Raw genomic sequence first — 19,967 nt, 5'->3', positions numbered from 1 at the left:
GGATCAAAGCTGTCGGGTCAGAACTGGCCGGTTCAGAGCTGACCGGTCTGCTCGCGCCACGCGCGTTCCTTCTGGATCCATTCGTTGTCCTGGGGGAACTCGTCGATCGAGGGTACCCGGCGGATTTCGGTCTTGGTTCCAGCCGTCATGGGTGCCCGCTTGGCCCACTCAATGGCTTCCTGCTTCGATGCCACATCCAGGATGTAGTAGCCGCCGAACAGCTCCTTGGTTTCGCCGTAGGGCCCGTCGGTGACCACTGGCGTTTCGCCGGTGAAGTCCACTACGACGCCCTCCTTCGGATCGTCCAGGCCCTCGGCCGCCAGCAGGACGCCGGCGCGGATCAGTTCGTCATTGAACTTACCCATGGTCTCGAGCATTTCGTTGAAGTCGGCCTTCTCAAGGTTGGCGTAAGACTCGTCGGTTCCGCGCATGATCAACATGTACTTTGCCATTTCAATCAATCTCCTAGGTTTTGGAAGGCCGCCCTTCGACCTTCTCACCCACAGGTCGAACGGCGCGAGGGCAGATCGACACGGGCCCGGAAATTTCTTTGCCCTTCCTTCAGGCAGCCTTCAAGACAGCCGGACTGACGCGATGGAGGGGCAGTGCTCCGGACCGGCTCCTTGGGGGAGCCGGTCCGGTGCACGTGATCGCTCATCCGGCAGCAGGGCCGGGACCCGTCACCGGATCAGGCGGAAATCCGGTCCGCCAGCCTGGAGTCGGCGGCCCGAGCTGCCGGCACGCCGCCGCCGTCCTGGCCGTAGAGCCAGTCGTTGTACTGGAAGTTGTTGTCCTTCCGGCTCTTGAAGAGCAGGTTGCGCAGCGTCCGGGCCAGCCCGGAGACGTGCCAGGATTCGCCCCAGATGCGGGCGGTGCGCTGGACCCGGGCCGTACGGCCGGCGCGGAGGATGTTGAATTCCCGGATAGCGTCATCCCAGGCTCCCGGGTTGACGCCGTTCGGGGTGAACACGGTGCCGCTGGTGGCGTCCTGCAGCACGGCCGCGTCCTCGAGCGCCTGGCAGGCGCCCTGGGCGAGGTACTGCAGCATGGGGTGCGCGGCGTCACCCATCAGCACCATCCGGCCGGCGACCCAGTTTTCGATCGGATCGCGGTCGTACATGGGCCAGCGCATGCTGGTACCCAGGTTCTCGAGCGCTTCCCGGACGGCCGGGACGCAATCCTTGTACGCGGCTTCGAGCTCGTCCACTCCCCCGTACTGCTCCTCGCCGCGTTCGAAGGACGCGGACTTGAAGACGGCCACGGTGTTCAGCAGCTCGCCTTTGCGCAGCGGGTACTGCACCAGGTGGCAGTCCGGGCCGAGGTAGACAATGACGTCCTCGAGGTCCGCCTTGGGCGTGTTTTCGTTGATCGGCACCGTGCCGCGGTAGGCAACGTAAGCGGACGAGACTGGCTCGTCGCCGGCCACGAGCGGACGGAGGGTGGACTTGAGTCCGTCGGCGCCGATCACGACGTCGGCCTCGTAGTCCACGCCGGCGGCGGTGTGGGCCACGCCGCGCCCGTTCACGGTCTCAACACTTTCGACCATGACGTCGTTGACAAGCTTCACGCCCGCCGCCTCGCAGCCTTCGAGCAGGACCCGGTGCAGGTCGCTGCGGTGGATCACGACGTACGGCGCACCGTAGCGTTCCTCAAATTCGCCGTCCAGCGTCTGGCGGGTGAGCTCCTCGCCGGTGACGGCGTCGCGGAAGACCAGGTGCTTGGGCTGGACACCGATCTCCAGTGCCTTTTCCAGCAGGCCCCAGCGGCGCAGGACGCGGGAAGCGTTGGGGGCCATCTGCAGCCCGGCGCCGACTTCGCCGAATTCCGGGGCCCGCTCCACGAGGGTGACGTTGGCGCCGTTCTCCCGCAGCGCGAGGGCTCCGGCCAGTCCGGCCATTCCCCCTCCGATGACGAGGACATCGGTGGACGTGGCGTGCTCAGACATTGCTTGCTCCTTGAGAGATTGAGGATTTTGACTTCAGCTTGAGGCCGATGGCGGCCAGCAGCAGCGCGGCGATGGCGGCTGCACCGGCGAAGGCCAGGAAATTGGAATTGACGCCCAGGCCGGCGGCCAACAGGAGGCCGCCTACCTGGGGTGCGGCGACGGCGCCGATGCGGCCGGTGCCCAGCGCCCAGCCCAGCGCGGTCCCGCGCAGGTGTCCGGGATAGTGGCTAGCGACGGCGGCGATGATGAGGCACTGCGTGCCGTGCGTGCCGACACCGGCGAGGACCAGCATGAGGTACACGACGGTGACCGGCGGTCCCGTGACCAGGACGACGAGCGCACCGGCGGCGACGGCGGCCGCGGCTATCGCCGTCGGAATCGGACCGAAACGGGTCCCGGCCCAGGCCGTGATGACCGAGCCTGCCACCGCACCCAGGTTGAGGGCCAAAGCGAAGGTCAGGGCGGACCCCAGGTTGTAGCCGGCCAGTTGCATGAGGTTGGGCAGCCACGTTCCCAGCCCGTACCAGGCGAACAGGGTGGCGATCGTCGCCAAGGCGAACAGCAGGCTCACCCCCAGGTACGGGGCGCGGAGCAGGGAGGAAAAGCCTGCCGGCTCCTTGGTCTTGCGCGTGGCCCTATCCGCGGCGCTGACCGGGGCCAGCGTCTCCGGAAGGTATTTCAGCCCGAGCGGCACCACGACCATCAGGGCCAGCACGGCCACCAGGAACATGGACTCCCAGCCGAAGGCGGGGATCAGCTGGATGCCGACGAGGGCGGCGATGGATCCGCCGATCGGGACGCCGGACATCATCAGGGTGGCGATGGTGGACCGCCACTTCGCGGGAACCAGTTCGGCGACCAGGGCGTTGGCTGAGGGCACCAGGCCGCCGAGGCCAATGCCGGCCAGGAGCCGAAGCCCCCCGAAGACGGCGGCGTTCGGGGCGAAGGCACAGAGGATGGTGAAGATCGAGAAAACAACGGCGCAGCCCAGGATGGTACGGCGGCGCCCCCAGGAGTCGGCCATCCGGCCGGCGAAGATTGCCCCGATCATCATGCCGACGAAGGCCATGGAACCGATGGTTCCGGCCGTGGCCTTGGTCAGTCCCCAGCCGGTCTCGGAGACCAGGGAGGACTGGACGGTGCCGTAGACGATGAGGTCGTAGCCATCGAAGACCACCAGGAGCCAGCAGACCAGGACGGCGGCTGCGGAGCCTTTGGAAAACCGCGATGCAGGCCCATCGGCGGCAGTGGGGGCGGGAGCCCCGGGCGGGAACCGGTGCGGCGCTGCATCGGGAAGTGTGTGATTCATCCCACTACTGTCGTGGCCGCCGCAGGTGAAGCACCATAGAATTCTGTTGTGCAGAACAACCCAGCAGCCAGATCAGCCAGGAAGCCCGTGCAGAAGCGGCCGACCTATTCCATCGAGGCCGTCGACAACGCGCTGCAGCTTCTCCAGCTGCTCCGCGATGGCGGGGCGCTGCGGCTCAAGGACGCCGCCGAGGAGCTCGGCGTGGCCCCGTCCACCGCCCACCGACTCCTGGCCATGCTGGTCTACCGGGGGTTCGCCGTGCAGGATGAAACCCGCCGCTACGCACCCGGTCCGGCCATGGGCGTCGGTCCGGCCGGCCTGGGCTGGACCAGGCTGCTCCGCTCGCTCGCCCAGCCGCACATGGAACTGCTCTCTGGGCGGCTCAACGAGACCGTCAATCTGATGGTGCGGGTCGGGACGAAAGTGCGCTTCCTGGCCACCGTCGAAGGAGAGAATGTGTTACGTGTCGGCGACCGGCAGGGGACGGTCATGCCAGCCAACAAGACCTCAGGGGGCAAGGCCATGCTCGCCGAACTGGAACCGCACATGATCGAACAGCTCTTCCGCAGCAGTAACGCCGAGATCGGCGGGGACACGATTCCCGCCACGGAGTATCCGGCGTTCCTGCGCGAACTCGAGTCCATCCGCAGCAACGGCTTCGCCGCCAATTTCGAAGGCACGGAGGAGGGCGTGAGCGCCTTGGGAATCGCCCTGCACAACAGGCACGGTCAGGTTGTGGGCGCGATCAGCGTCGCCACTCCCGCGACCCGGTTCCGCAGGGTGTTCGACGGCGGACTCGTCGCCGCCCTGCGTGAAACCTGCCGGCAGCTGGAGATCGACATCGCGGCAAATCCGGCCGAGCCGGACTAAGGCTCCGTCGGTCTCGAGAATTCAGCCTCGACCAACTAATTCTGACCAGCAGAATATGTTGGGGGTCACACTGCTCCGTCCGTAGGGTCGAACTACGCCAACGAACTGTTCTGACCTAGAGGAGGCCCTCGTGTCCATCAGCGCCGAAAGCACGACCCATGATTCAGTGGCCGCCAGCCACGCCCTGCCGGAGCCCACGCCTGAAGAGGCAGCCCAGCTGAAGCAGCTGTACCGGGATTTTGACCGCGAGAACCTGATCCCGTTGTGGACGGAGATTGCGGATCTGATGCCGATGGTTCCGTCCCCGAAAGCCGTGCCGCATGTGTGGCGGTGGAGTGACCTGTATCCGCTGGCCGCCCGGGCGGGCGACCTGGTTCCCGTGGGCCGGGGCGGTGAACGCCGCGCGATTGCACTGGCCAACCCGGGCCTGGCGGGTACCCCCTACGCGACGCCCACGCTGTGGGCAGCCATCCAGTACCTCGGTGCGCACGAAACCGCGCCGGAACACCGCCACTCGCAGAACGCGTTCCGCTTCGTCGTCGAGGGCGAAGGCGTCTGGACCGTGGTGAACGGGGACCCGGTCGCGATGCGCCGCGGGGACTTCCTGCTGACCCCGGGCTGGAACTTCCACGGCCACCATAACGACACTGACCAGCCGATGGCCTGGATCGACGGCCTGGACATCCCGTTCGTGCACTACGCCGACGCCGGGTTCTTCGAGTTCGGCACCGAGCGCGTCACCGACGAGGCCACCCCGGACATCTCCCGCTCCGAACGGCTCTGGGCCCACCCCGGCCTGCGCCCGCTCTCGGGTCTGAATGACACCACCAACTCCCCCATCGCCGCGTACCGCTGGGAACACACCGACCGTGCCCTGACCGAGCAGCTGCTCCTCGAAGACGAAGGCCACCCGGCCACGGTCTCCCAGGGCCACGCCGCGGTGCGTTACTCCAACCCGACCACCGGCGGGGACGTGATGCCCACCATCCGGGCCGAGTTCCACCGCCTCCGTGCCGGCGCCAGCACCGAGGCCGTCCGGGAGGTCGGCTCCAGCGTGTGGCAGGTCTTCGAAGGGTTCGGCTCGGTGGTCCTGAACGGCGAGACCAGGACCCTGGACAAGGGCGACCTGTTCGTCGTCCCGTCCTGGCAGGAATGGTCCCTGCAGGCGGACACCGAGTTCGACCTGTTCCGTTTCAGCGACGCACCCATCTTTGAACGGCTGAATTTCAACCGCACCTACACCGAAGGACGCAACAAGTAATGAGACTCCTCACCCTCCGCACCGGCAACGGAACGACGACGGCCGTCCGCCAGGACGGCGACACCCTGACCCAGATCGACGGCTTCGCCGACGTCGGAGAGCTCCTCCGCAGCGACGGCTGGGAAGACACCGCGAAGGCAGCCAGCGGCGCAACGCACCCGTTCGACGGCGCCGACCTCGCCGCCGTCGTGCCCTTCCCGGGGAAAATCATCTGCGTGGGCCACAACTACCGTAACCACATCAAGGAAATGGGCCGGGAGATCCCGGAGTACCCCACCCTGTTCGCCAAGTACCAGGAATCCCTGATCGGCCCGAACGACGACCTGGCACTGCCGCAGGAATCCGACACCGTCGACTGGGAAGCCGAACTCGCCGTGGTGATCGGCAAGCAGGGCCGCCGGATCAGCGAGTCCGACGCCAAGGACCACATCGCCGGGTACTCCGTGCTGAACGACGTGTCCATGCGCGACTATCAGTTCCGCACCATCCAATGGCTGCAGGGCAAGACCTGGGAGAAGTCCACCCCGTTCGGCCCCGCCCTGGTCACCAGCGACGAATTCACCGCCGGCCCGCTCATGACCTCGGCCGTGGACGGCGAGATCCAGCAGCAGACCCCCACCGGCGACCTCGTCTTCACCCCGGAGTTCCTGGTCTCCTACATCTCCACCATCATCACGCTGAACCCCGGCGACGTGATCGCCACCGGCACCCCGGGAGGCGTTGGCCACGCCCAGGACCCCAAGCGCTACCTGCAGGAAGGCCAGCTCCTGGTCACCACCATCGAGGGCCTGGGCCAGCTGAACAACCGCGTGGTCAAGGAAGCCTGATGGCTGCCCGCACCGACCAGACCACCGACCCGCAGCTGCTCGAGGGTTTGCTGCAGGCCCGGCGGGGCACCGCGTTCTTCGCCCGCAAACTCAACGAACTCAGCGACCAGGAGCTCGACGGCGATTCGCTGCTGCGGGGCTGGACCCGCCGCCACGTGACGGCCCACATCGGCTACAACGCGCGGGCCATCGCGCGGCTGGTCGAGTGGGCGGGCACCGGCGTGGAGACACCCATGTACGCCTCCACGTCGGTGCGGGACCACGAAATCAACTTCGGCGCCACGCTCAGCCCGATCGCGCTGCGGAACCTGTTCGACCACTCCGCCGTTCACCTGAACGTCGAATGGCGCGACCTCCCCGAAGATGCCTGGCACCACAAAGTGCGGACCATCCAGGGCCGGGAGGTGCCTGCAACGGAAACGGTCTGGATGCGCACCCGCGAAGTCTGGATGCACGCCGTCGACCTGGACAACGGCGCCTCCTTCGCCGACATCCCGGCGCCCGTCCTGGAACGCCTGCTCAAGGACATCACCGGTGCGTGGCACACCCGCGGCACCGACGCGGGACTGGTGGTCAAAGTGACGGACCGCAATCTCACGTTCGGGGATCCGACGTCGGCGTCCCCCACCGTGGTCTCCGGGCCGTTGGCCGCCGTCGTCGAATGGGCCGCCGGCCGGGGGCTCGGCGGCGTCACCGCCACCGGCATGGCAGCCACCAACGGTGCGGTTCCGGCCGCGCCGAAGTGGATTTGAACCCATCGCCGCACTGATTCCGGCAACGGGAAAAGCCCCCTCGCCGAGGGGGCTTTTCCAGTATTCGGCCGCAGCTACAGGTTCGCTTCCGCGTAGACGCGCAGGGCGTCCCGAACGAAAGTTGCGCCGGACTCGCCGCCATAGTTTGCGCTGAAGCGAGGATCGGCCACATACATTTCGCCGAGCCCGATCACGTAACCCTTCACGTCACCTCCCGATGCCGCCGGCGTACCTGGAATTCCCCGGAGCCATTCCACCTGCCGCCGGGCAAGGTCCTGCGCCTCGTCGCTATCGGCGGCGATGCCCGCACCGGCCGCGGCGATCCAGTCGCTGCCGAGCTGCTGCGAGCGCTGCTTCCAGGCCGCTTTCTCCCGGGCGTCCATTCCACGCCACCAGGAGTGGCCGCTGGCATAGGCATCCCTGCCCCAGCGTTCCTCCACTTCATCCTTGTGCCGGGTGTGGTCAAAGCCGTCGAACATGTTCTCTGCCATCAGCTCTCCACCTCCTTTCACTGCCTCGATGGTGCGCTGGACCGATGCGATCTGCCGGTTCAGCCTGTCCTGCTCCTGGCGCAGCCACTTCAGGTGGCCGCTCAGGGCCTTGACGGCGTCTGACTCGTCGCCAAGCACTTCGCCGATCACCGACAGGCCAAGGCCCAGCTCGCGCAACAGCAGAATCCGCTGGAGCTGGACCAGCGCCGCCTGGTCGTAGTGCCGGTAGCCGTTGGGGGCCATCCGGCTCGGCTTAAGCAGGCCGATGTCGTCATAGTGCCGCAGCGCCCGGCTTGTGGTGCCGGCGATCCTGGCGATCTGTTGGATCGACCAGTCCATGCGTTCCTCCTTCCGCGGCACCTCCGCGCCGATAAGCCGACTCTAAAGGTTGACGCAACGGGAAGGTCAAGAACCTGATTTGGGAATGGTGATGGCGATTTTCCCGCGGGTTTTGCCGGCATCGAAGTAGCGCATTGCATCGGGGACCTGTTCCAGCGGATAGGTACGGTCGAGGGTAGGGGTCAGGGTTCCTGCTTCGATGAGTCCGGCGAGGTGCTCGAGGTCCGCTGCCTCCGCCTTGGCCAGGACCATGGTCAGCCGCTGGCTGATGAACGGTGACAGGGCCAGCGCCCGGAACTGCCTGTCAATACTGCCCGTCCAGGGCCCGCCTTCCTCGCCGCCGGTAATGACGGCCGTTCCGGTGCGGGTGAGCGCCCGGCGGAGGCGCGCCAGGCCGGGGTTGCCGGCGATGTCCAGGATCAGGTCGTAGTGTTCGCTGCCGTCGGCGAAGTCCTGCCTGGTGTAGTCGATGACGTGGTCGGCGCCGAGCGAACGCACCAGGTCCATCTTGCCGGTGCTGGAAACTCCGGTGACCACTGCGCCGGAAGCCTTGGCGAGCTGCACAGCGTAGCTGCCGACCCCGCCCGAGGCGCCGAGGACCAGCACCTTCTGCCCCGGCGTTATCGGGCCGGCGGTGCGGAGGGCCTGCAGGGCGGTGCAGGCGGACACAGGAACCACCGAGGCTTGTTCGAAGCTGATGTTCGCCGGCTTGCGGGCGAGCTGGCTTTCGCGGGCGGTGGCGTACTCGGCGAAGGGGCCTTTCCCTGCGCCGAAGACGTGGTCCCCGGCTGAGAACCGGGTCACGGCCGCTCCGACCGCGATGACGGTGCCGGCCAGGTCCAGCCCGGGAACGGGGTTTTTGGGGGCGCGGATGCCGTAGGCCAGGCGCAGCGCGTACGGCAGGCCCGTGGTGACGTGCCAGGTGCCCCGGTCCAGCCCGGCGGCATGGACCTGGATCAACACTTCGTCCTCTCCAATCCCCGGCCTGGGAATCTGCGCCATGTGCAGGACACCGGCGGAGCCGTAGGACTCCTGCACGATGGCCCGCATGGTGACCTCGCCTCCCGGCGAGCCGCCCGGCGAGCCGCCCGGACGAGGGGTCCCCTTAGCTTGTTGACCAGAGGTCATGGCCGTTCCTTTCAAACACTTGGAGTGTGCAGCCCACTGATTCGTACGCTGTACTAAAAAGAGTATCGTACAATGTACTAAACCGCTACGGCCAAGGAGTTTTCGTTGTCGACCACCACGCCGCCCGTCCCTGGGAAGAGACTTCCGCTCAGCCGGGAGAAAGTGCTTGAGTGCGCTTTGGGCCTGGCCGACGAGTCCGGAATCGCCGCACTGACCATCCGATCGCTCGCGCAGAGCATGGGGACCAAACCCATGTCGCTCTACTACTACGTGGCCAACAAGGAAGAGATTCTTGACGGCATCGTGGACATTGTCTTCGGCGAAATCGAACAGCCCTCCCCCGCGGGCGACTGGCGGGACGAAATGCACCGCAGGGCGCACGCGATGCGCCGCGCGCTCAGGCGCCACCCGTGGGCGGTCGGACTCTTGGAATCCCGCACCTCCCCCGGCCCGGCGACCCTGCGCCACCACGACGCGACGCTGGGCACGCTAAGAGCCGCCGGCTTTTCAGTTCAGCTCACGGCCCACGCCTACGCCCTGCTGGACAGCTACATTTACGGTTTCGCCCTCCAGGAAGCCGCCCTGCCCTTTACCGGCCCGGACACCGCCGCGGAAACCACGACGCCGATCGTGGAGAGTTTTTCAACCGGTCAGTACCCCCACCTGGTCGAGATTGCCACCGAACACGTGCTCAGACCCGGCTACGACTTCGGGGATGAGTTCGACTTCGGGCTGAACCTCATTCTTGACGGCCTCAGCCGGTCGATTCCACCCGCTGGCCCAGACGCGGAGCATTAGAACGGAAACTCCGGAAACCTATTACTGTGGCGCGGAATTCCGTTGTAATACGTGTCAGAAGGCGGGGCCGCCGGGCTCGCCGAGCGGGTACTCACGCTGGATCTCGGCGACCTTCGGATCGTTCTCGTCGGCGCCGTAGTCCGAGCTGCGCGTGATGTCCTTTCCATCAGGGACCTTGAATGCACGGAGTACCAGAGACAGGCCGGCAGCGACGATAAGGTTTATCACGAAGGCCACGACAGCGATGTAGACCTGCACGTCGGTACCGGGGATGGCCGCGATGGAGCCGCCAAAGTTGGCTTTCGTGACTGGGTTGACCACGTTGTAGGCAGCGATAGTGCCATAGATGATTCCGGCTGCCCAGCCGCAGAACAGCGCCCACCGGTGGAACCAGCGGGTGTATAGCCCTGCCACGATTGCCGGGAAAGTCTGCAAGATCCATATGCCGCCGAGGAGCTGCATATTAATGGCTGCCGACTGGTCCATGGCGATGACGAAAATCAGTGCACCGAATTTCACCACCAGCGATGCGATCTTGGAGACTTTGGCTTCCTGCCTGGGTTTGGCGTCAGGTCGGATCAGATCGCGGTAAATGTTGCGGGTGAAGAGGTTGGCGGCGGCTATTGACATGATCGCGGCCGGGACCAACGCGCCGATGGCGATGGCGGCCAAGGCGATGCCGGCAAACCAGTCCGGGAAGTGGTCAAGGAACAGCTGCGGCACCACCAGCTGCGGGTTAATGGCGCCGTTCAAGTCGATGGGCTTGGTACCGGCGTAAATCGCCGCGTAACCCAGCAGCGCCAGGAACCCCAGCATCAACGAGTACAGCGGCAGCACCGCGGCATTCTTCCGGATCGTGTTCCTGCTCTTCGTCGCCAGGACGCCCGTGATCGAGTGCGGATACATGAACAGCGCCAAGGCCGAGCCCAAAGCCAGCGTCCAGTACGCGGAGTAGCTGCCGGCGCCCGGAATGAATACTCCAGCGGGTTTGCCGGTTGCCGGGTTGACCGCACCCAGTTTCGCCTCAGCCGAGTCGAAGATGGTGCCCCAGCCGCCGAACTTGATCGGCAGGTAGATCACCGCAACGATCACCGCCAGATAGATCAGCAGGTCCTTGACTACTGCGATCAGGGCCGGAGCCCGCAGACCCGACGTGTAGGTGTAGGCGGCCAGGACTACGAACGCGATGATCAGCGGCAGATCCGTCAGCAGCACGTTCTCCGCACTGCCCAGGCCCAGCACCGTGAGCACAGCCTTGATGCCAACCAGCTGCAGCGCGATGTAAGGCATGGTCGCGACGATGCCCGTCACGGCGACGGCAACGGTAAGGGCCTTGCTGCCGTAGCGGCCGCCAACGAAATCGGCCGGCGTGACGAACCCATGCCGGTGCGAAACGGACCACAGACGGCTCATAAGGAGAAACACGATCGGGTACAGAACGATCGTGTACGGTACTGCGAAGAAACCGCTGACGGCTCCCGTGGCCCACATCGCAGCCGGGACTGCCACGAAGGTATAGGCCGTATAGAGGTCGCCGCCCAGCAGGAACCAGGTCACCCAGGTTCCAAAACCGCGGCCTCCAAGGCCCCACTCGTCCAGGCTGTGGAGCCCAGTCGCCTCTTCTCGGCGCCACCGCGCCGCAAAGAACCCCAAGGCAGCCACCAAGACGAAGAGAATAATCACAATAGTGAGTGCAACGCCGTTAATGGGCCGGTCCGGAACGGCCAGCGGCACGGTGAGCCCGCTCATCGCTCATCCTCTGCACCGGTCGTTCCCCGCACGGCTTCGCGACGGCGCCGATCCTCCTTGGTGATCAGCCAGTAAGAGCACCCCACCAGGCCCGCGGTGACCGGAATCCACATCATCTGATACCAGTAGAAGAACGGCATACCGGCCAAGCGCGGCTCATCGATTGAATACGCCGGCACAAACAACGGAACCACAATGGCGGTTGCCAACAGTATTCCGGCGATGACGTACGGACCAGGTCTTGCCGGCCCGCGCGTTGGAGCATCAGGAATGGACATCGACGCCTCCTCATCGAGACGGGCCCCGCAGCGGGAAGGCTTCCCGGGACGTGCCGGCGGCCTGTGGACCGTGTGTCGCGGCGGTCCTAACCAACAGAATAGACACTGGACTTATTCTCCAACAGGGCATTTGCGCCCGTACTTTCTAGTTAGTTGGCGGAACCGGTAGATTTGAGGCGATGATTCACATTGACCCCGATGACCCCGCCCGCGAGGATGTCCACCAACTCCTGAGCGAGCACCTGGCGGACATGTTCGCCACTTCTCCGGCCGAAAGTGTGCACGCACTGGACCCCTCAGCCCTGTCCGGGCCGTCCATCACCTTTTGGACGGCCCGCAAGGAAGGCGAGCTCCTGGGGTGTGGCGCGCTCAAACTCCTCGACTCCCCGCCCGGCTCTGCACGGCACGGCGAAATAAAGTCCATGCGCACCACGTCAAGTGCACGGGGCCGCGGCGTGGCGACCCTCATGCTCAGGCACATCCTGGACGACGCCCGAAGCCGGGACTTCAAGCGCATCTATCTCGAGACAGGAACAGAGGAGTATTTCGCTCCCGCCCGGCGGCTGTACGCCCGCCACGGATTCACCGAGTGTCCGCCCTTTGCCGGCTACGCCCTGGATCCAAACAGCGTTTTCATGGAACTCCGCCTCTGAGCAATCCCCTAACCTCTCCTGCCGCTGGATGACCGAGTGAGGCGACTGTCGGGGGCTTCTACCGCGCGCACATCGTGCAAGGCTGGTTCCATGGATCTGGAAGTTTCGCCCGCGCTCACGATTCCCTCGTCGGAACTCGGCTGGCGGTTCTCGCGTTCATCCGGGCCAGGCGGGCAACACGTCAACACCTCGGACACGCGCGTCGAGCTGTCGTGGAACGTCGTTGACTCGACTGCGCTTTCGGACGGCCAACGCCTGATGCTGGTCACGCGCCTCGGCCGTCGCCTCATCGCCGGGGTCATCACCGTCACCGCCTCCGAGCATCGCTCTCAGCTGCGCAACCGCGAGATCGCCCTGGCCAAACTCTCCGGCCTCGTTGCCGAGGGTCTTGCTCCAGAAGCTGCTCAACGCCGGGCGACCAAACCCACCCGGGGTTCGAACCGTCGGCACCGCGCTGCGAAGGAACAGCGGGCGGCGACGAAACAGCAGCGAAGGCGTCCGCCCGCCGAGTAGCGCCGTGCACCAGCATTCCTTCCGTCGACGCACGGACGTTCGACTACGGCGACGGGCACCTTCGCGTCCAACTAGGGACGACGTGACGCAGGACTTGGACTCGTCGCCCTACGGGCGCGTTAGACAAATAAGTTGTTGCCCAGCTCAGGTGGCAAACCTAAAATCGGGACAACTCACGGGAGTTCAGACGAATGTCTGAGAGCCGCATCTGGTGACCTTCGGGCGCCGATGCCGACCACATCCAAAGAAAATTGACCAAGGGTTTCGCCCTTTGACCCGGAAGCATCGACCGATGAACACAGTTCATCAACATGATCCGGAACTATCCAACAGGCTCTGCAGGAGTTGCGCGGGCGGCTGTCGGGATCATTGATCGAGCCACAGGATCCGCTCTATGAGGAAGCCCGGGCGGTATGGAACGGCATGGTCAATGTCCATCCTCGTGCCGTTGCCCGGGCGGCCGCCGGCGAGCACGTGCGCAGCGGCGGAGGGGCGTTCCTCGTACTCCAGCCCGAATTCGGGATGGGCGACGAGCCGTGGATGATTGCCGGATTCGCCTGGGTTGCCGACGACCACCAAGCCGGCCTCAAGCTCCTTGAGCAACTGCGCCTAGAGGCTCCTCCCGACCAAGAGGAAGTGGGCGCGACTTCGTGGGTGGGCTGGCAGGGCGCCATGGACACCGTGTTTCCTAAGGGCTCGCGCGGCTACTGGAAGAACGTTGCGTTCTCCAGCCTCGACCAGGAGGTCATCGACGTACTGGTTGGTTTAGCCTCCGAGCTGACCTGGCAGGGCACGGGGATAGACGTCCACCATCTGGAAGGCGCGTTCGGACGGGTGCCGGAAGTGGCCACAGCGTTCCCGAACCGGTCCGCGCGTTACTGGCTCAACGTCTATGGGTTATGGCACGACCCATCCGAGGACGACCGGCTGACCGCCTTTGCCCGCAAGGCCTACGCGCTCATGCAGCCATTCTCCGAGGAAGGCCAATACGTCAACTTCCTTGGCGCCGAACTCGGACCCCACGACGCAGACGCCGCGCGCCGGGCCTACGGGCAGGAGAAATATCAGCGCCTCCTTGCACTCAAAGACCGCTACGACCCACAATCTCTTCCGCCTCAACCACAACATTCCGCCGACGCCCGTCTAGGGAAGTCCTCCCCCGGAACGGGATGCTGAGGGGTTACCTGGGGGTCGGTTCTGCCAGGGCACATGGTCAGGCCAACTTGTGGCGCCAGTCTTGGGGGACTCGCGAGGCCGGCCCCGGGACGCTCTGATCGAGTGGGTGATGGGCCGGCGGCGCCAGGTCCGGTCCGTCGAAAAAAGTGGAGCTGGGGTAGTCGTAGAACCAGGCTTCGCCCGGTTCGAAGGCGCGGATGACGGGATGGCCCGTGGATCGGGCATGAGCGGAGGCGTGTTGGGCCGGTGAGTTGTCGCAACAGCCGATGTGGCCACACTGGGCACACCGGCGAAGATGCAGCCACCAGCCTCCGCTGGCGTCGCATTCAATGCATCCGGCACCGCTGGGCGGGACCGAGACATCAATGCCCTGCACCACGTTCATTTGGCTTCTCCTCGGATTCGGGCGCCGTCGCCCGCGCACTATTTTACGTCCAGATCCATGCCTGGGCCGATGGAGGGTCCTTGTCCTGTCGGTCCGACGTCGGGTCGCGAAAGGCCCGGGGTCAGGGCGAGGCGGCGCCGCGCGCCTGCCCGGGGCTGCCGGTGGTGACGGTGCTGCCGCCAGCGGTCCGGATCGATTTCAAGACCTGCCCGGTCCCAGCGGCCTGTCTCGGCGGCCACCCCGTAAGTGGAGTGAAGGAACCGAGACATGGTCCCGTCCGGATCCGGTGCGGCGCGGACGTTCTCATAGGGAAGCAGGTAGAGCTTGTCGGCTTTGCTGTAGACGGTACCGTCCGCTTCGCTGACGTACTCGGAGTAACCGGCCGGCTCGGGAAACGAATAGGCGTAGAAGGCGCCTTCCTCACCTCCGCCCTGCCAAAACCCGCAGCCGCTCGTTTCGTGGGAGTAGGCCTCGGCCATGACCCAGTCGGGGCAGTTTGGGGCACCGCCCGGTTCGGTCGACGTCGCACGCCCGGAGAACCTCGTGTATGCCAGATCCATCGATCCCCAGAAGAAGTGAACGGGACTCGCCTTCCCGCTGAAGTAGGACCTGAATTCATTCAGGACCCGGTCCGTCTGGACCAATTGGTGCCAGAACAGCCGGACGGCCTGGGCGTCGTAGGAGGCATGCCGGTCGTCTGCTGCGAAGGGTATGGCCGGATCCACCTCGTTCGGAATCGCCCGGATGGACGTGTCGATGCCGAGCCTCCGCAATGCCTGAAATACCTCGGCATGGAATTCGGCCACCGATTTGGCTTCGAGGACGACGCTCTCGGCAGTCCCGTCGCTGGAGCGTATGTGCAACCGGTGGTCACAGAAATCGAATTCGATATCGAAAGCGCCGCGGCCATACGGGATCCTGGAGGTCGCAAGCCCGCGCGGTGTGACGTACAGGGTCACGTGCCACCAGTGGTTGAGCATCGGCGCATGGGCCATGCGGATCTTGCCCACGATCTGGGTCCACATGTGCACCGTATCCCGGGTTTCAGCCCAGTCAGCCACACGAAGCCGGGGCCACCCGTTGCGAGCGTCAGCAGCTTCCGCATAGTCCATCGAAGGGTCCTCCGCCGTCCGGACTTCAGCTTCCGGGGACCGTCTGCACTGACCCCTGCGGGGGCGCGGTCCCTTCCCAAGAATTCTGCCACTCGGCTCCCGGGGCGCATCCCTGTGCGTTGCCCCGCGGATGCGGTCCCCGAAAAAGCGTCCATCCGCGGTCATCACCTGCCGCTGCCCGGGCAACGCCCCGACAGACCAGGCTAAGGGTTTTGGATGCCCTTGGGTTTGTCCGGCGTGCGCATGACTCGAACGCCGAGCCTGGGTGGCGGCGTTGTCCGCGGCGCGGGGTTCCGTGGCGGGTTCCTGATTCCGGAGGCTGAGACCGCGGCTCCGATGACCAGAAGGATGGCGACGGCGATCAGCACCCGGTGGAATCCGGCCAGGTCAAGCTGCGTTCCGGTAAGGAGTCCGACGAGAGCGATGCCAATCAGACCCGACACCCGGGCAACCGCGTTGTTCACTGCCGAGCCGATCCCGGACTGCTGTTCGGAGATCGAGCCCAGGATGGCTGCGGTAAGCGGTGCCACCGTGGCCGAGAGCCCGACCCCGAAGAGGATGATTCCCGGCAACAGCTGAGTCCAGTAACTGAGGGGCGTCTGCGACGAGACCATCAAGAGGTAGCCGAGGCCGGCGCCGGCCGGACCCAAGGCCATGAACCACCGCGGGCCGTACCGGCCGGCGAGTGAACCGAACCATGACGACAAGCAGATGCTCAGCAGGCTGACCGGCAGCAGGGCGAGAGCAGCGAAAGTCGCCGGGTATCCGGCCACCTGCTGCAGGAAGAGCACGATGGTGAATCCGCCGACGGAGAGCGCGGCATAGATGAACGTCGTGGCCATGTTGCCGGCCGCAAAGTTCCTGACGGCGAAGAGGCTCAGCGGCATGAGCGGCTGTTTCGCTGTTGCCTGCCGCCAGAGGAACGCCGCCAAGCAGAGTACTCCGAGGGTCAAGGGCAGCAGGATGGCCGGACTCCCCCATCCGCGTGTGCCCTGCTCAATCAGGGCATACACGGGTCCGGCCAGTCCGAGAACGCACAGCACCGCCCCGGGGTAATCAATGCGGACCCCCGCCTTGCGGACGTCCGTCGCGTGCAACACGGCCAGAAGGCACAGGATCACCGCGATCGGCAGAACGTTGATGCCAAACACCCAGCGCCATCCGACGGAATCGACCAATATGCCGCCCAGGAGCGGTCCGGCGATGAAAGCCACGGTGGTACCGGCCGTCCATTGGCCAATGGCCTTGGCCCTGGCCGCCCCGTCAAATGTGAGGTGATGAGCGCGAGGGAACTGGGCACGAGCAAAGCCCCGGCAATGCCTTGCAGGGCCCGGGCAATGATCAGAACCTCGGCGGCGGGTGCGAACGCGCACATCAGGGACGTCACGCCGAAACCGACCAGGCCCACGCGGAGAATGCGGATCCGTCCGAGAACGTCAGAGAGCGATCCGGCAAGGAGGATGAGCGAACCGAGGGTGATCAGGTAGGCGTCCACGACCCATTGCTGGATGGTCAGGCCGCCTCCCAGTTCACGGGAAATGGCCGGTAATGCGACGTTGATGACGCTGCTGTCCAAAAAGGACACGAAGGAGGCGAGAATCGCGACCCAAAGAACGAGTGTCTGAGCGCGCGACGCCGGAGGGAATCCCATTCCTCAGCGCCCGGAAGAACTGGCCCATGTCCAAGGGAGGGAATAGCACCAAGTCACGTTCGGTCAGGTCATCGTCCGGGCCCCGCCGCGGCGCTGGCGGCAACTCAATGCTGGCCGAAGCCCTGGCGGCACTGCGAAGCTAGGCAAACTCGTCCGGCGACGGCGTACATGAGAAGACCCTCACCGGCTTCTCATGGCTGCCTCACGTCTGCAGGCCAGCATGGAAGGTGTCAAAGACGACGAAACGTTCGTGGTCTTTTCGGGACCCGGGCATCGTGACAGGCGGGACAGAGGATGCTGAAGGTTCCGGCCCTCACCGGTGTTTGTGGCGCCCTCACCCGTGCTGCTCTCGCAGCAGGGTCCGAGCATTCCATAGCGGGAGATGTGACCTTGAAAACCTTGGAGGAAACCCACGATATATTCGACAGTTCCGACCGCCCAGGACGGGGATCCGGGTCCCACAGCAGGCGCGGAAACCTTCAGTGGCCGGAGCACGGGCGCAGCAACTGGAAGCCGCTGCGGAAGCACCACGTCGAACCGGTCGCATCAGCGTTCCTTCTCGACGAGGTCTCGGCGCTGCTCGCTTACGACCCCGGCGTACGATCCGGAGCACAGGATGCCTCACGCGCCATGATGGCCGCCACCGGCCGGGTCTGCCTGGACCTCGCGAACCACCGCAGGCTGTTGGACGCGACGACAGTGAACAGGCTCCTTGCGGAGCTGGAATGGCTCACCGTGGCTCTGGGCCCGCTCAGCCATTTCACGCCTCCCGAGGGAGACGGATACGCTGCGGCTTACACGACGGCACTCGCCGCGCTCGAATCCGACCGGTATTTCCGGCTGGTCGCCGATCTCCAACTGTTCTGTTCGGCTCCTCCGCTCAAAACGGGGAAGTCCCGGAAACACAGGCAGTCCGAGCAAATGCGGCCGATGCACGGCCCGATCCGAAGCCCAATCTGCTGACGGCGCCAGCATCCTGTTCCTGGCAATTTTGAGCAACTCAAAGCGACCGCCGCGCTGCCCGGGTAGGGGCGCGGGAGTTCTGTGTCCGAACGTCGAAGTGGTCGGCGTCCGGGCGTACGCTGCATTCATGGACAACTCATTCGAGATCGAGCTGGTCAATGACAACGAGTACGCTGTGCGGTCGGAAGCAGAAGGACAGTCGGTGGAGTCGCTTTTCCGAACCGATCCCGGTTTTCTTGAAAGCATCGGGCTGGCCGAGGCCGATGGGAAACGGGTTGTGGAGGAAACTGCCCGTTTCCTGGCCGAGCATCAGCCGGTGATCGATTTCCCGCCGTTGATCGATCTTGAAGACATCGCTGCCGCTTACGACGATTATCCGCAGCAACTCCGGAACCGGCTTGGAAAAGAGTAGTTCGGCTTGAGGTTTACTCGGTCTGCGCTTGATTCGTTCCGCGGCGGGAGCCTGCCGGACCTGCTCGCGGACCACACGCGACTTCTGTTCGTCGGCATTAATCCCGGCCTGCGCGCCGTCGCAGTGCAGGCGCATTTCGGCGGCGGAAGCAACCGCTTCTATCCCGCTCTCTACCTGGCGGGCATCGTCGATCGGCGGATAGATGCTTCCGCGGGCTTCCTTCCCGAAGACCTCGCACATCTGCGTGAGCGTGGCCTCGGCATCACCTCGCTCGTTGCGGGAGCATCGGCGCGCGCGGACGAACTAACCGCAGAGCAACTCGTGACCGGCGCGGAAGCGCTCTCCGAGCGCGTCGAACGCATCGCTCCGGCAGTGGTGGCGATACTGGGAATCACTGCCTACCGGACGGCCTTCGCCCGGCCGCAGGCGAGGACCGGCCGTCAGCCGGATCCTCTCGGCGGCTCCCCCGTCTGGGTGGTCCCGAACCCGAGCGGCTTGAACAAACACGCGAGCCTCGCTGACCTGGCAAACGCCTACCGCGAAGTCGCAATCGCGGCCGGCATCGAACTCTTCGCCGCGTCAGCGTGACCCGGCGCGCGCCCGCCAGGTCTAATCGGGGATTCTCTCTCCGACGTCATAGTCCGTCGACGATGCCGTCGACGACTGCGCCGAACCTCTCCGATGACCCACCCGCCTTGACGAGCACGCTAAGCCCGACCACAGAAGCAAGCAGCTGACTGGCGGCGGTCTCGGCATCCCGATCCACGCTGAATTCTCCAGACTCCCGTCCCTGCGCGACTGCTTGACGAAACACCGCTTCGATCCGCGTGAAGAGGTCGTCCGCGATGCGGTTCACGTCGTCGTCGGCGGTGCCGAGCTCTGCGGCGGCATTGACCATGACGCAGCCCCGCTGGTGCTCGCCTACGCCGGCAAGGACAGTCACCGCAGCTTTGAGGCGCGGCCCGATCGGCCCCGGCGCTGAGAACAGCTCGGTCAGGTACTCGAGTCGTCTCTCGCTGTAGCGCCGAAGAGCACGCACGAAGAGCGCGTGCTTGCTTTCAAACGTGTTGTAGAGACTACCTTTTCCGATCCCCAGCTCACTGGCCAGCTCCTGCGGCGTCGTTCCGGCGTACCCCTGGCGCCAGAACAGGTCCATCGCCCTGTCGACGGCCGCGTCCGTTTCAAACTGCATCGGTCTGCCCATGGGAAAAGCGTAACTTGCGTGATATTGTACTTCAAGGTCAAAAACTGCCGATGACCACCCGCCGGGTCCCCCTACCCCTTTCAGGAAGGCATTCCTTTGTCCGCTCAACCGCACTTGGCGCACGCCGCCCCTGCGAGCCGCTTGCGCAAGA

General features: G+C 65.3%; 21 protein-coding genes and 1 pseudogene. 11 read left to right on the top strand and 11 right to left on the bottom strand.

What is annotated here, in order from left to right; genetic code table 11:
* Positions 1-32 precede the first annotated feature (32 nt).
* The 3 genes from ABFP37_RS18165 to ABFP37_RS18155 all read right to left on the bottom strand — a co-directional run bounded on the left by ABFP37_RS18165 (position 33) and on the right by ABFP37_RS18155 (position 3,254).
* Positions 33-452 (bottom strand): YciI family protein, encoded by a 420-nt coding sequence (locus tag ABFP37_RS18165; protein WP_056626880.1) that lies wholly within the window; start codon positions 450-452, stop codon positions 33-35.
* A 236-nt stretch (positions 453-688) separates the two neighbouring features.
* Positions 689-1,945: an FAD-dependent oxidoreductase gene (locus ABFP37_RS18160; protein WP_347034396.1), complete on the bottom strand. Its 1,257-nt coding sequence runs from the start codon at positions 1,943-1,945 to the stop codon at positions 689-691.
* Positions 1,938-3,254: an aromatic acid/H+ symport family MFS transporter gene (locus ABFP37_RS18155; protein WP_347034395.1), complete on the bottom strand. Its 1,317-nt coding sequence runs from the start codon at positions 3,252-3,254 to the stop codon at positions 1,938-1,940. Before ABFP37_RS18155 ends, ABFP37_RS18160 begins: the two co-directional genes overlap by 8 nt.
* A 48-nt stretch (positions 3,255-3,302) precedes the next feature.
* Here ABFP37_RS18155 and ABFP37_RS18150 point away from each other — a divergent pair, with 48 nt between their 5' ends.
* The 4 genes from ABFP37_RS18150 (at position 3,303) to ABFP37_RS18135 (ending at position 6,964) form a co-directional block, all read left to right on the top strand.
* Positions 3,303-4,124 (top strand): IclR family transcriptional regulator, encoded by an 822-nt coding sequence (locus ABFP37_RS18150; RefSeq protein ID WP_347034394.1) that lies wholly within the window; start codon positions 3,303-3,305, stop codon positions 4,122-4,124.
* A gap of 166 nt (positions 4,125-4,290) precedes the next feature.
* Positions 4,291-5,385 carry a cupin domain-containing protein gene (locus tag ABFP37_RS18145; RefSeq protein ID WP_347034431.1) on the top strand — a complete coding sequence of 365 codons (1,095 nt, stop codon included), beginning with the start codon at positions 4,291-4,293 and terminating at the stop codon, positions 5,383-5,385.
* Complete coding sequence (locus ABFP37_RS18140) at positions 5,385-6,212, top strand: fumarylacetoacetate hydrolase family protein (RefSeq protein ID WP_078029562.1); 828 nt, start codon at positions 5,385-5,387, stop codon at positions 6,210-6,212. Before ABFP37_RS18145 ends, ABFP37_RS18140 begins: the two co-directional genes overlap by 1 nt.
* On the top strand, positions 6,212-6,964 hold the full coding sequence (locus ABFP37_RS18135; protein WP_078029561.1) for a maleylpyruvate isomerase family mycothiol-dependent enzyme: 753 nt from the start codon (positions 6,212-6,214) through the stop codon (positions 6,962-6,964). The genes ABFP37_RS18140 and ABFP37_RS18135 overlap by 1 nt, the downstream gene beginning before the upstream one ends.
* Before the next feature lie 74 nt (positions 6,965-7,038).
* On the opposite strand, the gene ABFP37_RS18130 is transcribed toward ABFP37_RS18135, so the two are convergent.
* Positions 7,039-7,794, bottom strand: a complete 756-nt coding sequence (locus ABFP37_RS18130) for a MerR family transcriptional regulator (protein ID WP_347034393.1) — start codon at positions 7,792-7,794, stop codon at positions 7,039-7,041.
* A gap of 66 nt (positions 7,795-7,860) precedes the next feature.
* Positions 7,861-8,922, bottom strand: a complete 1,062-nt coding sequence (locus tag ABFP37_RS18125; protein ID WP_347034392.1) for an NAD(P)-dependent alcohol dehydrogenase — start codon at positions 8,920-8,922, stop codon at positions 7,861-7,863.
* 105 nt (positions 8,923-9,027) lie between these two features.
* Here ABFP37_RS18125 and ABFP37_RS18120 point away from each other — a divergent pair, with 105 nt between their 5' ends.
* Complete coding sequence (locus ABFP37_RS18120; protein WP_078029558.1) at positions 9,028-9,720, top strand: TetR/AcrR family transcriptional regulator; 693 nt, start codon at positions 9,028-9,030, stop codon at positions 9,718-9,720.
* A 54-nt stretch (positions 9,721-9,774) separates the two neighbouring features.
* Here the strand turns inward: ABFP37_RS18120 and ABFP37_RS18115 are convergent, their stop codons facing one another.
* Positions 9,775-11,469 carry a sodium:solute symporter gene (locus ABFP37_RS18115; protein ID WP_078029557.1) on the bottom strand — a complete coding sequence of 565 codons (1,695 nt, stop codon included), beginning with the start codon at positions 11,467-11,469 and terminating at the stop codon, positions 9,775-9,777.
* Positions 11,466-11,747 (bottom strand): DUF3311 domain-containing protein, encoded by a 282-nt coding sequence (locus ABFP37_RS18110; protein WP_078029556.1) that lies wholly within the window; start codon positions 11,745-11,747, stop codon positions 11,466-11,468. Before ABFP37_RS18110 ends, ABFP37_RS18115 begins: the two co-directional genes overlap by 4 nt.
* 179 nt (positions 11,748-11,926) lie before the next feature.
* On the opposite strand from ABFP37_RS18110, the gene ABFP37_RS18105 reads away from it, so the two are divergent.
* The 3 genes from ABFP37_RS18105 to ABFP37_RS18095 all read left to right on the top strand — a co-directional run bounded on the left by ABFP37_RS18105 (position 11,927) and on the right by ABFP37_RS18095 (position 14,089).
* A complete protein-coding gene (locus tag ABFP37_RS18105) occupies positions 11,927-12,400 on the top strand; it encodes a GNAT family N-acetyltransferase (RefSeq protein ID WP_347034391.1) in 474 nt (157 codons plus the stop codon).
* A 90-nt stretch (positions 12,401-12,490) separates the two neighbouring features.
* Positions 12,491-12,913 (top strand): alternative ribosome rescue aminoacyl-tRNA hydrolase ArfB, encoded by a 423-nt coding sequence (arfB, locus tag ABFP37_RS18100; RefSeq protein WP_347034390.1) that lies wholly within the window; start codon positions 12,491-12,493, stop codon positions 12,911-12,913.
* Between the two features lie 369 nt (positions 12,914-13,282).
* On the top strand, positions 13,283-14,089 hold the full coding sequence (locus ABFP37_RS18095) for a BBE domain-containing protein (protein ID WP_347034389.1): 807 nt from the start codon (positions 13,283-13,285) through the stop codon (positions 14,087-14,089).
* Positions 14,090-14,126: 37 nt separating this feature from the next.
* Here ABFP37_RS18095 and ABFP37_RS18090 read toward each other — a convergent pair whose 3' ends face one another.
* The 3 genes and pseudogenes from ABFP37_RS18090 to ABFP37_RS18080 all read right to left on the bottom strand — a co-directional run bounded on the left by ABFP37_RS18090 (position 14,127) and on the right by ABFP37_RS18080 (position 17,237).
* A complete protein-coding gene (locus tag ABFP37_RS18090; protein ID WP_347034388.1) occupies positions 14,127-14,474 on the bottom strand; it encodes a UBP-type zinc finger domain-containing protein in 348 nt (115 codons plus the stop codon).
* Positions 14,475-14,512: 38 nt separating this feature from the next.
* Positions 14,513-15,586, bottom strand: a complete 1,074-nt coding sequence (locus tag ABFP37_RS18085) for a DUF5996 family protein (RefSeq protein ID WP_347034387.1) — start codon at positions 15,584-15,586, stop codon at positions 14,513-14,515.
* 203 nt (positions 15,587-15,789) lie between these two features.
* Positions 15,790-17,237 (bottom strand): annotated as a pseudogene (locus ABFP37_RS18080) (MFS transporter).
* A gap of 384 nt (positions 17,238-17,621) precedes the next feature.
* On the opposite strand from ABFP37_RS18080, the gene ABFP37_RS18075 reads away from it, so the two are divergent.
* The 3 genes from ABFP37_RS18075 (at position 17,622) to ABFP37_RS18065 (ending at position 19,200) form a co-directional block, all read left to right on the top strand.
* Positions 17,622-18,200 carry a hypothetical protein gene (locus ABFP37_RS18075; protein WP_139362913.1) on the top strand — a complete coding sequence of 193 codons (579 nt, stop codon included), beginning with the start codon at positions 17,622-17,624 and terminating at the stop codon, positions 18,198-18,200.
* A gap of 127 nt (positions 18,201-18,327) precedes the next feature.
* On the top strand, positions 18,328-18,612 hold the full coding sequence (locus ABFP37_RS18070) for a hypothetical protein (RefSeq protein ID WP_347034386.1): 285 nt from the start codon (positions 18,328-18,330) through the stop codon (positions 18,610-18,612).
* Positions 18,613-18,618: 6 nt separating this feature from the next.
* Positions 18,619-19,200, top strand: coding sequence for a mismatch-specific DNA-glycosylase (locus tag ABFP37_RS18065; RefSeq protein ID WP_347034385.1), 582 nt, complete (start codon positions 18,619-18,621; stop codon positions 19,198-19,200).
* Between the two features lie 46 nt (positions 19,201-19,246).
* Here ABFP37_RS18065 and ABFP37_RS18060 read toward each other — a convergent pair whose 3' ends face one another.
* Positions 19,247-19,816, bottom strand: coding sequence for a TetR/AcrR family transcriptional regulator (locus ABFP37_RS18060; protein ID WP_078029545.1), 570 nt, complete (start codon positions 19,814-19,816; stop codon positions 19,247-19,249).
* Positions 19,817-19,967: the final 151 nt, after the last annotated feature.

The organism is Burkholderia sp. RS01 (assembly GCF_039748055.1).
GTDB lineage: Bacteria > Actinomycetota > Actinomycetes > Actinomycetales > Micrococcaceae > Arthrobacter.
The sequence above is the reverse complement of the archived record's forward strand: the minus strand, read 5'-3'. Positions and strand labels throughout refer to the sequence as shown.

What these genes read in the sequence shown, in the direction of transcription:
- ABFP37_RS18165 (WP_056626880.1), bottom strand. Translation starts at nt 452, where the DNA reads ATGGCAAAGTACATGTTGATCATGCGCGGAACCGACGAGTCTTACGCC.
- ABFP37_RS18105 (WP_347034391.1), top strand. Translation starts at nt 11,927, where the DNA reads ATGATTCACATTGACCCCGATGACCCCGCCCGCGAGGATGTCCACCAA.
- arfB (WP_347034390.1), top strand. Translation starts at nt 12,491, where the DNA reads ATGGATCTGGAAGTTTCGCCCGCGCTCACGATTCCCTCGTCGGAACTC.
- ABFP37_RS18110 (WP_078029556.1), bottom strand. Translation starts at nt 11,747, where the DNA reads ATGTCCATTCCTGATGCTCCAACGCGCGGGCCGGCAAGACCTGGTCCG.
- ABFP37_RS18090 (WP_347034388.1), bottom strand. Translation starts at nt 14,474, where the DNA reads ATGAACGTGGTGCAGGGCATTGATGTCTCGGTCCCGCCCAGCGGTGCC.
- ABFP37_RS18160 (WP_347034396.1), bottom strand. Translation starts at nt 1,945, where the DNA reads ATGTCTGAGCACGCCACGTCCACCGATGTCCTCGTCATCGGAGGGGGA.
- ABFP37_RS18140 (WP_078029562.1), top strand. Translation starts at nt 5,385, where the DNA reads ATGAGACTCCTCACCCTCCGCACCGGCAACGGAACGACGACGGCCGTC.
- ABFP37_RS18135 (WP_078029561.1), top strand. Translation starts at nt 6,212, where the DNA reads ATGGCTGCCCGCACCGACCAGACCACCGACCCGCAGCTGCTCGAGGGT.
- ABFP37_RS18130 (WP_347034393.1), bottom strand. Translation starts at nt 7,794, where the DNA reads ATGGACTGGTCGATCCAACAGATCGCCAGGATCGCCGGCACCACAAGC.
- ABFP37_RS18060 (WP_078029545.1), bottom strand. Translation starts at nt 19,816, where the DNA reads ATGGGCAGACCGATGCAGTTTGAAACGGACGCGGCCGTCGACAGGGCG.
- ABFP37_RS18155 (WP_347034395.1), bottom strand. Translation starts at nt 3,254, where the DNA reads ATGAATCACACACTTCCCGATGCAGCGCCGCACCGGTTCCCGCCCGGG.
- ABFP37_RS18115 (WP_078029557.1), bottom strand. Translation starts at nt 11,469, where the DNA reads ATGAGCGGGCTCACCGTGCCGCTGGCCGTTCCGGACCGGCCCATTAAC.
- ABFP37_RS18085 (WP_347034387.1), bottom strand. Translation starts at nt 15,586, where the DNA reads ATGGACTATGCGGAAGCTGCTGACGCTCGCAACGGGTGGCCCCGGCTT.
- ABFP37_RS18070 (WP_347034386.1), top strand. Translation starts at nt 18,328, where the DNA reads ATGGACAACTCATTCGAGATCGAGCTGGTCAATGACAACGAGTACGCT.
- ABFP37_RS18125 (WP_347034392.1), bottom strand. Translation starts at nt 8,922, where the DNA reads ATGACCTCTGGTCAACAAGCTAAGGGGACCCCTCGTCCGGGCGGCTCG.